General features: G+C 62.8%; 12 protein-coding genes. All 12 read left to right on the forward strand.

What is annotated here, in order from left to right; translation table 11 throughout:
• The first annotated feature begins 14 nt into the window (after window positions 1-14).
• The 12 genes from I6E81_RS02830 (at window position 15) to I6E81_RS02885 (ending at window position 12946) form a co-directional block, all read left to right on the forward strand.
• Window positions 15-1313, forward strand: a complete 1299-nt coding sequence (locus I6E81_RS02830) for a TDT family transporter (protein ID WP_231603843.1) — start codon at window positions 15-17, stop codon at window positions 1311-1313.
• 152 nt (window positions 1314-1465) lie between these two features.
• Window positions 1466-2065 carry a biotin transporter BioY gene (locus I6E81_RS02835; protein WP_197105891.1) on the forward strand — a complete coding sequence of 200 codons (600 nt, stop codon included), beginning with the start codon at window positions 1466-1468 and terminating at the stop codon, window positions 2063-2065.
• A gap of 148 nt (window positions 2066-2213) precedes the next feature.
• A complete protein-coding gene (locus tag I6E81_RS02840) occupies window positions 2214-3848 on the forward strand; it encodes an ABC transporter substrate-binding protein (protein ID WP_197105892.1) in 1635 nt (544 codons plus the stop codon).
• 13 nt (window positions 3849-3861) lie between these two features.
• Window positions 3862-4860: an ABC transporter permease gene (locus I6E81_RS02845; protein ID WP_197105893.1), complete on the forward strand. Its 999-nt coding sequence runs from the start codon at window positions 3862-3864 to the stop codon at window positions 4858-4860.
• Window positions 4857-5738, forward strand: a complete 882-nt coding sequence (locus tag I6E81_RS02850) for an ABC transporter permease (RefSeq protein ID WP_197105894.1) — start codon at window positions 4857-4859, stop codon at window positions 5736-5738. The genes I6E81_RS02845 and I6E81_RS02850 overlap by 4 nt, the downstream gene beginning before the upstream one ends.
• Window positions 5735-7393, forward strand: coding sequence for an ABC transporter ATP-binding protein (nikE, locus tag I6E81_RS02855; RefSeq protein ID WP_197105895.1), 1659 nt, complete (start codon window positions 5735-5737; stop codon window positions 7391-7393). Before I6E81_RS02850 ends, nikE begins: the two co-directional genes overlap by 4 nt.
• A gap of 4 nt (window positions 7394-7397) precedes the next feature.
• Window positions 7398-8012 (forward strand): TetR/AcrR family transcriptional regulator, encoded by a 615-nt coding sequence (locus I6E81_RS02860; protein ID WP_197105896.1) that lies wholly within the window; start codon window positions 7398-7400, stop codon window positions 8010-8012.
• A gap of 100 nt (window positions 8013-8112) precedes the next feature.
• Complete coding sequence (locus tag I6E81_RS02865; RefSeq protein WP_197105897.1) at window positions 8113-8775, forward strand: hypothetical protein; 663 nt, start codon at window positions 8113-8115, stop codon at window positions 8773-8775.
• Window positions 8776-8889: 114 nt separating this feature from the next.
• Entirely contained in the window at window positions 8890-11484 is a 2595-nt protein-coding gene (gene valS, locus I6E81_RS02870) for a valine--tRNA ligase (protein WP_197105898.1), read from the forward strand.
• A gap of 64 nt (window positions 11485-11548) precedes the next feature.
• Window positions 11549-12028 carry a GNAT family N-acetyltransferase gene (locus tag I6E81_RS02875; RefSeq protein ID WP_197105899.1) on the forward strand — a complete coding sequence of 160 codons (480 nt, stop codon included), beginning with the start codon at window positions 11549-11551 and terminating at the stop codon, window positions 12026-12028.
• A complete protein-coding gene (locus tag I6E81_RS02880) occupies window positions 12028-12258 on the forward strand; it encodes a hypothetical protein (RefSeq protein WP_197105900.1) in 231 nt (76 codons plus the stop codon). The genes I6E81_RS02875 and I6E81_RS02880 overlap by 1 nt, the downstream gene beginning before the upstream one ends.
• 136 nt (window positions 12259-12394) lie before the next feature.
• Window positions 12395-12946: a hypothetical protein gene (locus I6E81_RS02885; RefSeq protein WP_197105901.1), complete on the forward strand. Its 552-nt coding sequence runs from the start codon at window positions 12395-12397 to the stop codon at window positions 12944-12946.
• Window positions 12947-12955: the final 9 nt, after the last annotated feature.

Genomic DNA, 12955 nt, shown 5'->3' on the forward strand with positions numbered 1-12955 from the left:
GAACGAAGCGCGGCATGCCCCGTAGCCACGCACAACCGCTGCGCGACACCGGGGTGGCTCAAGGCTACGGGAATGCGGCACGAATACCCGCGGTTGCACCGGTGGGCCGAACCCGTCGCGCCTCCGACTTTCAGAAACGACTCATGAGCAGCCAGATTCCTCGCCGCCGCGTGCTGTTGCGCGACCTCAGCAGCCCCCGCGATGTGATCTCCCACATCAGCCCCAACTGGTTTGCCTCCGTTATGGGCACGGGCATCGTCGCGAACGCTGCCGCAACGCTTCCCCTAATCGCTCCGCAACTCCACGTGTTTGCGAGCACCGTCTGGGTGATCGCGACTGTCTTGCTCCTGGGGCTTATCGCCGCGAGCGCAGCGCACTGGATCGCCCACCGGGAGGTTGCGCTTTCGCACCACCGGCATCCGGCAATGGTTCACTTCTATGGTGCGCCGCCGCTGGCGATTCTGACCATCGGCGCAGGTGCATTGCTCTTCGGCCCCGACATCGTGGGGGCGGATGCCGCGCTCACCGTCGCACTGATCTTGTGGTCAATCGGCACCGTGCTTGGCCTTGCCACCGCCGTGATTGTCCCGTTCTTGACCTTCACGTCGTCATCCGGCACAGATCAATCGCCGTTCGGAGGCTGGATCATGCCCGTGGTCCCTCCCCTGGTCTCGGCAGCAGCCGGAGCACCGCTCATCCCATACCTGCCTGAGGGCGAGGCTCGGTTGACGATGCTGATCGCCTGCTACGCGATGTTCGGGCTCAGCATGATCGCTACCGCGGTGATCCTCCCGCTGATCTGGGGACGACTAGCACGACACAACATCGGCAACTCCGCAGCGGTTCCGACTCTCTGGATTGTGCTTGGCCCACTCGGCCAGTCCATCACGGCCGCAATTGTTCTTGGAGCGGTTGCCCCCTCCGCGGTGTCTGCGGAGCTCGCCGAGGCCCTCAGTTTCTTCGGGTTCATCTACGGCGTCCCCACACTAGGTTTTGCGCTCCTCTGGACGGCGCTAGCAATCGCCATGACCGTGCACACCGCCCGCCGCGGCTTGCCGTTCAGCCTCACGTGGTGGTCGTTCACCTTCCCCGTGGGCAACATGGTGGTTGCGCTGAGCGTACTCGCCGTGGCTACCGGTTCCGCGGTGCTCGAGGTGATGGCACTCGTGAGCTTCGTAGCTCTTGTGGGAGCCTGGGTACTCGTAGCGCTGCGCACCTTTGCGGGGAGCGTCATCCGGGGCACATTGTTCTTGGCTCCGCCGGCAGTCGGCGATGCGACAGCCGTTGCAGCGCCTGCCACTCCGGCGGCGTGAGAATCGCAATTGTTACGCATCTCACAAATCTGAGCAGGTTTGTTAGCACGAGGCGCACACCGATGCCCGCAATCTATGACTAGGGTTATTCAGGCACCCGCCTATTCAGGCAGGGCTCTTCACAGTTCGCAGACAAAGGAAAGGAGCGTCGCGTGTCGACTCTCACTTTGACCCTCGGCCGGCCCACGCTCGCCGACACCGTCTTTTCTCGTAGCCTCGCCACTGACATCACGCTCGTTGCCGCCGGCGCCGCTCTGACTGCTGTAATGGCCCAGGTTGTTGTCCCGCTGTACCCCGTACCGATCACGGGCCAGACACTCGCGGTACTGCTTGTTGGTGCTTCGCTTGGTGCGACGCGTGGTGCGATCTCGATGACGCTGTATGCGCTGCTCGGCTTGGTTGGACTCCCCGTCTTCAGCGAAGCTTCTTCCGGAGTCAGCGTTCTTGCTGGCACCACCGGCGGCTACATCATCGGCTTCATCTTTGCTGCCGGCTTCACCGGCTGGCTTGCTCAGCGCGACTGGGACAAGAAGTTCCTCGGCGCTGCGCTCTCGTTCCTCGGTGGCACGGTTGTCACCTTCGCGTTCGGCCTCACGTGGCTTGCCATCGTGACCGGTGGAACACTCGAGCAGGTTCTCGCGTGGGGTCTCTACCCCTTCATCATCGGTGGACTCATCAAGGCCGGTATTGCCGCAGCCGTGATCCCCACCACGTGGAAGATCGCCACGAAGTTCTCGCGCAAGCAGGACTAACGCACGCTCCTTCAGTTTCACTAACCGGGTCGGTTTTGCTCAGGCAAACCGGCCCGGTTTTTTGCCCAGTTGGACTTAATGTACTCAGTTCAACAATAATTGAGTGTCTCGCACCCGAGCAGCATTCCTCCCCCACAAAAGGATCCACGTGAACGCGCCCCGCATCCTGTTCCTCCCCCTCTCGATAGCGGCCAGCGCCGCACTGCTTGCCGGCTGCACAGCGGCCAGCGAACCGGCTGCTGAGCCCGTTGACGGCGGCACGCTCGTGTACGCGACCGGGGATGCTGAGCCCGGCTGCCTCGACCCGCACGTCGGCGGCAACTACCCGCAGGGACTCATCAGCACCCAGTACCTCGAATCGCTCGTCTCGAAGAACAGCGACGGCGAGATCATCCCGTGGCTCGCCACCGACTGGATCGAGAGCGAAGACGGCCTCACGTGGGACTTCACTCTGCGTGACGATGTGAACTTCACCGACGGCACCCCCTTTGATGCTGAGGCCGTCAAAGCGAACATCGAGCACTTGAAAGACCCCGAAACCGCTTCCTCAACGGGCTACCTCGCCGTGGGCAAGATCGACGGCATCGAAGCCGTCGCCGCCGATCAGGTGCGCTTCACCCTGTCGGCGCCAGACAGCGCGCTACTCGAATCGTTCTCGCAGCCGTGGGTGAGCATCCAGTCCCCTACCGCGCTCGAACGCGACCAAGCCACCAACTGTGAGAGCCCTGTAGGAACCGGACCCTTCATCGTGACCGATTGGGTCAAGCAGCAGTCGATCACCCTCGAACGCAACGAGGACTACAACTCGGCTCCCGCTGACGCCGAGCACACCGGTGCGGCCCGTCTCGACGCTATTGAGTGGCGCTTCATTCCGGATGCCGCCACCCGCTATGCCGCCCTCCAGTCGGGCGACGTTGACGTGATCGATAACGCGCAGCCCAACAACATCTCGTCCGCCGCCGACGTGGCCACCATCGAAGAACTCGATGCACCGCGCCCCGGCGCCGCCAACCGCATCGAACTGAACTCGGGCAAGGCACCGTTCGACGACATCCGGGTGCGCGAAGCCTTCATCCGGTCTGTGGATGTAAACCCTGGAATCGAGAGCCTGTTCTTTGGAACGGCCGAGCGTTCGTATTCGGTGCTCTCGAGCGTCGAAGCCGCGGGCACCTCGACCCCTGACGTGTTCACCACCGACCCGGAGGCAGCTAAGACCCTGCTCGACGAGGCAGGCTGGGACACGATCGACTCCGACGGGTACCGCACGAAAGACGGCGAGCGCCTGAGCCTGACGTTCCCGATCAGCACAAACCAGTCGATCCCCGCTGAGCAGTCACTGTTTGAGCAGATTCAGGCTTCCGCTAAGGACGTCGGTTTTGAGGTCATTCTGCAGCCGACAGATTTGTCGTCCTGGTATGGCGCTCTGTTCACGAACGAGTACAACCTCGTGAGCGCTCCGTACACGAAGGTCGGCGCTGACGTGCTGCGCATCCTGTACCACTCCGATTCGATCATTCCGGCGCCGAGCGGCTACTACGCGAACCTGGCCCAGCTGAGTGACCCCGCCCTCGATGCCCTCCTCACGACGGCCAGCGAAACATCGGATGCCAGCGAGCGCCAAGACCTGTACGCCGAGGCTCAGTCGATCATTGTTGACGGTTTCTATGTTCTGCCCCTGTATGACCAACAGAACCACTACCTCTACAGCACGAGCGTCGAGGGGTTCCGGGCGTTGCCTCCCGTGGCAGCGCCAACGTTCTACGATGCGTGGTTGAGTAACTAGAGGAACGCCCTCTGTGACGGTTTCGACTGACGCTCCTGCAGTAGCGAGTGTCTCCACCCCAGCGACCCGATTGCGGTCGCTGGGGTGGATCGCGCGCCGCGTTGGCGGCGGTGTGTTTGTGCTGTGGGCTGTTGCGACGGTCATTTTCTTTGCTCTGCGTCTGATTCCGGGCGATCCGGTGGATGCGATTCTGGGTGGGCCGGGTTCGCAAGCGTCTGCCGAAGCGGTGGCTCAGATTCGCGCCGATTATGGTCTCGACCAGCCGCTGATCGTTCAGTATTTTCTGGCGATGGGCAAGCTCGCGGTCGCCGACTTCGGCACGTCGTACGCCCTCAAGGTGGCAGTGGCTCCCTATGTACTGACGCAACTCTGGTCGACGCTCGTGCTCACGATCGTTTCTCTTGTGGTGGCCTGGCTGGGCGCCCTTGCTCTTACGCTGGCGACGAGCGGTCGCGGTCGCGTTGCGCGCGCGTTGGGGTCCGGGCTCGAACTCTTGGCGGCTGCCGTTCCCCATTTTTGGTTGGCATCGCTGCTCATCATTCTGCTGAGCAATACGTTGCATTGGCTTCCCCCGATTAGCGTCCCCGGCCCCCTCGGTCTTGTTCTGCCCGTGCTCACCCTTGCTCTGCCCCTCACCGGCTTCCTCGGCCAAGTGATGCGCGAATCCCTCACCAACGCCTACGAACAACCCTTCGTGCTCTCGGCGCGGGCACGCGGCGAAAGCGAATGGGGTGTGCGACTTCGTCACGTGCTGCGCCACGCAGCCCTTCCCGGCATCTCCCTCTCCGGCTGGGCCTTCGGCTCGCTCCTGAGCGGCGCCGTTGTCGTCGAGACAATCTTCGCGCGGCCGGGCCTCGGCAGAACCCTCCTCAGTGCCGTCACCATCCGCGACATTCCCGTCGTCACCGCCGTCGCCCTGCTCTCGGCACTGACCTTCATCATCGTCACGATCGCAACGGATGTCGTTGACCGCATCGTCGACCCTCGCGTTACGGAGGTGGCAGCACGATGACCGAAATCTTGGCTGGCCGCCTCTCGCAGCCTGCGGGGCGCGCTCCCGGCATCCGAGGCCGCGGCGGGTGGCTGCGCAACACGGGCGTCATCATCGCTCTGGCCGTGCTTGCGCTTATTCTGACTGCTGCTCTCGCACCGCAGCTCATCACGACCGCTGACCCGGATGCCGTTGCCCCTGCCGAGGCCTTCCAATCACCCTCGGCTGCCCACTTCTTCGGCACCGATGAGTCGGGTCGCGACGTGTACACCCGCGTCGTCTTCGGCGCCGGAAACTCTCTCCTCATCGGAATCGCCGCCACCGCGGTCGGGCTGGGCCTTGCGCTCATTCTCGGGCTCCTAGGCGGGCTCGGCAGCAGACTCGGCGACTTCGTGAGCACCCGCATCGTCGAGGTCATGTTTGCTCTTCCCGGCCTGCTGCTCGCGCTCGTGTTCATCGCGATCGCCGGGCCCGGAGTGGTCACCTCGACCGTGGCGGTTGGCCTCTCAACCGCGCCCGGCTACGCCCGCATCATCCGCAGCCAACTGCGGAGTGTTCGCAACGCCAGCTACGTGGAGGCAGCGACCGTTCTCGGCCATTCGCGGGCGCGCATCGTGTGGCAACACATTCTGCCCGGCGCACTCTCCCCCATCTTTGTGCTCGGCACCCTTGGCGTTGGTCAAGCCATCGTGTGGGCGTCCTCGCTCGGTTTCCTCGGGCTCGGTGTCGCCCCGCCCGCCGCCGAATGGGGCGCCATGCTCTCGAGCGGCCGCACCTACATCGACGTCGCCTGGTGGCTCACGGTCTTCCCCGGTCTCGCCATCGTCGCGACCGCCGCATCGTTCACGGTGCTCGGCCGCGCCCTCAACGCCCGCACCCGCCAGGAGGCCCGCGGATGACCGCCACCCCGCTCCTGCGTGTGAGCAACCTCAGCGTGCACTTCGACCGCACCGCCCGCCCGGCCGTCGATGGCGTGAGCTTCGATGTAGCCGCTGGCGAATGCCTCGCCATCGTCGGAGAGTCGGGATCAGGCAAGAGCGTCACAGCCCGCTCCCTGCTCGGGCTTGCGCCCGCCGGAGCCCACGTGAGCTTCAGCGAGTTGAGTCTGGCGGGAGAAAGCCTTCCGGCACCCGGTGCTCGACGGTGGCGAACGATTCGCGGAGCATCCATTGGGCTGGTGTTGCAGGATGCGCTCGTGTCACTCGACCCGCTGCGCCCGGTCGGCCGCGAAATCGATGATGTGCTGCGGCTACACACCACCCTCAGCCAGCGTGAACGTCAGGCTCGTGTGCTTGAGCTGCTGGATGCCGTGGGCATTCCCGATCCTGCGCTGCGAGCCCGGCAACGCTCCGGCGAACTCTCGGGCGGGCTGCGCCAACGCGCCCTCATCGCTGCCGGAATCGCGGCCGGCCCTGCCCTCATCATCGCCGACGAGCCCACCACCGCTCTCGATGTCACGGTGCAAGCGCGCGTGCTCGACTTGCTGTCGTCGTTGCGCAACAACGGCACCGCCATGATCCTCATCACCCACGACTTGGCCGTTGTCTCTCGCGTCGCCGATCGTGTGGCGGTAATGAGCGAAGGCCGCATTGTGGAGACCGGTGAAACGAAGGCCTTGCTGCGAGCGCCGGCGACAGTGCCGACCCAGCAGTTGCTCGCAGCCATTCCGGTTGACGTGCCGCGCGGTATTCCTCTGACGCTGCCATCGGATGCCGAAGCCGTCACACTCCCCAACACTTCCGCGAGCGCCAGAGCTGCTGCCACGGCTACCGCCGCCGCTTCCTCGCTACCGGCGCTCGAACTGCGCGGTGTATCTCGCCGCTATCCCACCCCACACGGGGCGGCGATTCAAGCGCTCGACAACGTTTCTCTCACCCTCGCTTCCGGCACCACTCTGGGCCTTGTCGGCCAGTCTGGCTCCGGCAAAACCACCATCGCGCGCATCGCCCTTGGCCTGGAGACAGCGGACAGCGGCGAAGTGCTGCTCGCCGGCCAGGAGTGGGGGTCGCTGAGTGCCCGCGAGCGCCGACCGCTGCGTCCAACGCTGGGTGCGATCTATCAGGATGCCTTGAGCTCCTTCGATCCTCGCCTGAGCGTCGAGCGCATCCTCACCGATGCGTTGAGCGCTGGAGCATTCGCGAACCACCAGTCACTGACGACGCCAGATGAACTACTCGATGCTGTCGGTCTGCCCCGCGCGGTGAAGAACCGTCGCCCGCTGCTCTTATCGGGCGGCCAGCGCCAGCGGGTGGCAATTGCTCGCGCGCTCGCGCCGGGGCCGCAGACGATCCTCTGTGATGAGCCGGTGTCGTCACTGGATGTTTCCACTCAGGCCCGCGTGCTGAATCTGCTCGACGAGCTGCAGCGCCACTTTCACCTCAGCTATCTCTTCATCTCTCACGACCTTGGGGTGATTCGCCACATGAGCGATCGGGTGGCCGTCATCAACGAGGGCCGCATTGTGGAGACGGGCCCGACGGATGAAATCTTTATCGCGCCACAGCATCCGTATACCCGCTCGTTAATTGCGGCTCTCCCGCGAGTGAGAGGATGATGCGGTGACACCTCCCCGCGCTCCCACCCGTGGTCGCCCACCCGCTGCGTCCCGCGAACTCCTGCAAGAGGCTGCCTTCGAGTTGTTTATCGAGAACGGCTACACCGGCACCACCGTCGATCAGATCGCTACCCGTGCCGGGGTGAGCCGCAATACGTTCTTCAACTATTTCGACGCTAAGGGCGAAGTATTTTGGGTCGAACTGGATGCCGCGACCGAGCGGCTGAGGGCGGCGCTGGCTGATCAGCCGACCGACACCGGCGACGCGGCATCCGCCCTACTCGCCATCCGTCAGGCGATGCTGCGTTCGCTGGCCGAGCTGGAATCGCGCCACGTGCCTTTTGTGCTCACCCAGTACGACCTGATTGGCAGCGCGACGGAGCTGCAGGCGTCAGCAATGAGCCGCTTTGCGACGCAGGCTCGCCTACTGAGTGGCTTCCTCGAACGCCACGGGGTGGATGCGGCGACCGCGCGCACGCAGGCCTACGCTCTCATCGCGTGTGTCGTCTCTGCTGCCCAAGAGTGGGCCAATGCCGGTCCGAGGCGCGGACGACTCGAACCCTTCGTGCACCGTGCGTTCGACACCGCGCTGGCACCTCTCTCACCACACGATCGCTGAGCTGCGCGGTTGCTGAGATCCTCTCGACAGGGTCGAAGCGCGGGGTTAGGCTTCAGCCACGCTGGACTGCTTGCATGATCCCCCATCTTGGAGCTAAGCCATGAGTGACGATCAACCAACCAAACGTTTCGATGCGCAGAATGGTGACGCGCCCACGGTGCGGTTTGAGCCGGCGGGAGCAGCACCACCTCCGGGTGGCGGTGAGCCTCCGGTCGGGCCTCCGGTCGATCCTCCGTCATCGCCGGAACCCAAGTCGCGCAAGCTGCTCATCATCTTGTCGATCATTGGCGGGGTGCTGCTGATCGCAGTCGTCATCATGCTGACGTTGCTGTTCTCTCGCGGGTCTGGTGGCGACATCACGCCAGTGCCAACGGAAAGCCCTTCGGCCACACCGAGCGAGACTCCCACGCCCAGCACTTCTGCCACGGAGGAAGCAGAGCCGACTGCTGAGCCGACGACTGCTCCGCCGCCCGCAACCGCGAGTCCGTCATTCGCCACCTTCAGCGCGCCCACCAGTGCAAACTGCACCGCTGCGAACCCCACAAGTCAGCTCACTTTTGCCTGGAGCAGCGCCAACGCAACCATGGCGTGGTTTGGGGTGCGCACCACCAACGCGAAGGAGGAGCCGTATGAAGAGGTTCCCACCACCGCGACGTACACCTTCGACTACCAGTGCAGCAACGAGACTGAGATTTACACGGTGACGCTCGAGGATGCGGCGGGAAACCTCACCCACAAAACGGTCACAGTGACAAAGAACTAGACGTCCTCGCGCGGCGCAACCTCATGCGACGCCGTCCGTTACGATTGGTAGTACACCTCACACTCAGGCACCTCTTCTTTGACTCGGTGCCGCACATATCGAACCGGAGAAATTATGTCGTCGAGCGTTCCCGAAAAGCCTGCCCTAGAAGGTCTCGAAGACAAATGGGCTCCCGTGTGGGAGAACGAAGGCACCTACCGGTTCGATCGCCAGAAGGCGCTCACCGATGGTTCTGACTGCGTATTCTCGGTCGACACTCCCCCGCCGACGGCATCCGGAAGCCTGCACATCGGCCACGTCTTCAGCTACACCCACATGGACTTGGTTACTCGCTTCCAGCGCATGCGTGGCAAGGAGATTTTCTACCCGATGGGGTGGGATGACAATGGTCTGCCCACCGAGCGTCGGGTTCAGAACTACTACGGTGTGCGCTGCGACCCCACGCTCCCCTATGACGAAGGCTTCGAGCCTCCTCAGCAGGGTGGCGAAGGCAAGTCAACAAAGGCTGCCGCGCAGTTGCCCATTTCTCGTCGCAACTTCGTTCAGTTGTGCGAGACGCTGACCGCCGAAGACGAGAAGCAGTTCGAAGACCTCTGGCGCCAGCTTGGTTTGAGCGTTGACTGGAACCTCACCTACCGCACCATCGGTGACGACGCTCAGCGTGCTGCTCAGCGTGCATTCTTGCGCAACCTTGACCGTGGCGAGGCCTACCAGGCGTTCGCTCCGACGTTGTGGGATGTCACGTTCCGCACCGCTGTTGCGCAGGCCGAGCTCGAAGACAAAGAGCAGCCAGCCGCCTACCACCGTCTTGCTTTCCACCAGGCGGATGGCGACGACATCCACATTGAGACGACGCGCCCCGAGCTTCTACCGGCGTGTGTTGCGCTCGTGGCTCACCCCGATGACGAGCGTTACAAGCACCTCTTCGGCACGATGGTCACGACGCCGATCTTCGGTGTTGAGGTTCCGATCCTGGCCCACCACCTTGCTCAGCAAGACAAGGGTTCCGGAATCGCGATGATTTGCACCTTCGGTGATGTCACTGACGTTGTCTGGTGGCGCGAGCTCGATCTGCCGAACCGCACCATCATCGGTGCCGACGGTCGCATCATTGCCGACGCCCCCGATGTCATCGCGGGCGACGCCGCTCAGGCTGCCTATGCAGAACTCGCGGGCAAGACGGTCTTCAGCGCGAAGGCCGCCATGGTCGCTCTGCTCAAGGAGTCTGGCGAAATGATCGGCGACGCGAAGCCGATTCAGCACCAGGTGAAGTTCTTCGAAAAGGGCGACAAGCCTCTCGAGATCATTTCGACGCGCCAGTGGTACATCACTAATGGTGCCCGCGATGAGAAGCTGCGCAGCCGCCTTCTTGAGGCCGGTAAGCAGATCAACTTCACCCCCGATCACATGCGTGTTCGCTACGACAACTGGGTTGGTGGCCTCACGGGCGACTGGCTCATTTCGCGCCAGCGCTTCTTCGGTGTGCCGATCCCCGTCTGGTACGAGCTCGACGCCGACGGCGAAAAGGGTGCCCCGATCGTCCCCAGCGAAGCTTCGCTGCCGATCGACCCGTCCTCAGACACCGCTCCCGGCTACACGGAAGACCAGCGTGGTGTTCCCGGTGGCTTCGAGGGCGAACTCGACATCATGGACACCTGGGCGACCTCGTCGTTGACCCCGCAGATTGCTGGTGGTTGGGAGACCGACCCCGAGCTCTTCGACGTCGTCTTCCCCTACTCGCTGCGCAGTCAGGGCCAAGACATCATTCGTACGTGGTTGTTCTCGACCGCGCTGCGCTCCGAACTCGAGCACGGAACGGTGCCGTGGAAGAACGCCGGCATCTCCGGCTTCATCGTCGACCCCGACCGCAAGAAGATGTCGAAGTCGAAGGGCAACGTTGTTACGCCTAAGGGCATGCTCGATGACCACGGTTCGGATGCGGTTCGCTACTGGGCAGCATCCAGTCGCCTCGGTACTGACGCGGCGTTTGACCCGCAGAACCCGAAGCAGATCAAGATCGGTCGCCGACTCGCGATCAAGGTCCTGAACGCGTCGAAGTTCGTTTACTCGTTCCCGGCGCCCACTGTTGCTGCGGGCTCGACTGCCGTCGTTACCGAAGCGCTCGACCTCGAAATGCTCGCCGAGCTAGCGTCGGTCGTTGATCAGGCCACCACGGCTCTGGAAAACTTTGATCACGCCAAGGCACTTGAAACCACCGAGAAGTTCTTCTGGACCTTCTGCGACGACTACCTCGAACTCGTGAAGGAACGTGCCTATGGCGCCGGAACTCCCGAAGCCCAGGCAAGCGCCAACCGTGCGTTGCACACCGCCATCGACGTGTTCTTGCGTCTCTTCGCGCCCTACCTCCCCTTCGCTACCGAAGAGGTCTGGCGCTGGACGCACGACACCTCAGTGCACTCCGCGTCGTGGCCGACCGCCGACGAACTCGGTGTTACAGCAGAGCCGAGCGGGCTGTTCCACGCGGTTAGCCAAGCGCTCATCAGCATCCGTCGCGCTAAAACAGACGCGAAGGCTTCGCAGAAGACTGAAGTGACCTCGGCTACCCTCGCGGGCCCAGCCCTGATCGCTGCCGCCATCGACGATTTGAAGGCTGTGGGTCGCATCCACGACCTCACGATTGTTGAAGCGGAAGAGATTGAGGTTCGCGACATCGTTTTGGTTGAGGCAGCACCCGAAGCTTCGGCCTAAAGTCCGGCAAAGGGTTCGGCGTCGAGTTCGGCGTCGAACCCCAAAACCGCGTATTGTTGAGTAAATGACGAACTCAGAGAAGCCTTCGTACACCGTTCGCGATATTCAAGAAGCCGATTTCGAAGTCTGGAAAGATCACTTCGTCAATTACGGAGTTTTCTACGAAACCGAGTTCACCGATGCCATCGTTCAGGGTGTCTGGGAATGGCTCATGGATGACTCAGCACAACTCAACGCAGTCGTTGCTGTAGCTCCTGAGGGCGCACCCGATCCCGGACTTGTGTGTGCCTTTGGTCTCTACCGTCGCCTGCCCGATACCTTCACCGCTTCGTGGGGTTGGTTCATGGATGACCTTTACGTTGACCCTGAGCACCGTGGTGCCGGAGTTGCCGGAACGATCATCGATGACATCGCTGCCCGTGCAGCAGAAGACGGTGGCGGAAAGCTCCGCTGGATCACCAACAAAGAGAATGACAGCGCGAAGCGCCTCTACGACAAGGTTGCTGACCGCACGTCGTGGATCTTGTACGAAAAGAGCGTGTAGTGCAGCTCGGCACACGATGGTCGGTCGGCGCAGCTGTGCCCGAACGTCTTTCCGCAGAAATGCGCGAAGCGATTGCCGGCGTTGAAGCGGATGTCGCTCACCTCGATACGAGCGCGTGGCGTTGGACGCTCACCTGGCTTGAATCGCGCCCGGTCGCAGAACTGGACGATGGCACCACCGTTCGCCAAGGTGCCGATGGCAGCGTTTCCGTCGAAGAAGCTGCTTCCTAAGGCACCTAGCTCCTAGCCACATTGATTGTTGCCCGCTCCGCGCCAGTGCTTACGCACTCGTCAGCCCGGAGCGAGCAACACCTGGTCTTGTGGATAGTTGAGCACCACAATCGCCCCAGATGTTTAGCGTCGTAGTATGCGCCAACCGAATCTCCTACGACTGTCGATTGGCACCCTCCTCCTCGCCACGTTGAGTGGCTGCGTGCCCTCCGACGCGAGTACCGCACCTGCGCCAACCTCAACCTTCGTCGCGCCCTACGCGAGCGACGAAGAAGCGCTGGCTGCGGCTGAAGAGGCATATGCGGAATACACGCGGGTGTCGCTCGAGACATATCGAGAAGGCGTGACTGACCCGGCTGCTTTGTCCAGCGTTGCTAGCGGAGAGCACTTGGTTGAACTGCTTGAGGAGTTTGAGGAGCGGGTAGCCGATGGTCGCTACCTAGTCGGCGACGAATCCTTTGATCAAGTCGTTCTCCAGCGCTATTCGCGCGATTCTTCTCCAAATGAGGTGATCGCGGTGTACCTCTGCGACGACTTGTCAAAGTTGTCAATTTACCGTGACGGCGAAAAAATTGGGCCGAAAGCCCCGGTGTCGGCGATGACAATGCAAGTCGTCTTCGACCTCAGCCCTGACTCGAATACGCTACTTGTCTCGGCTCGCGACATATGGAGCACCGACGCATGTTGAACCCTCGCA

Origin of the sequence: Salinibacterium sp. NG22, assembly GCF_015864925.1 — a bacterium.
Lineage (GTDB): Bacteria > Actinomycetota > Actinomycetes > Actinomycetales > Microbacteriaceae > Rhodoglobus.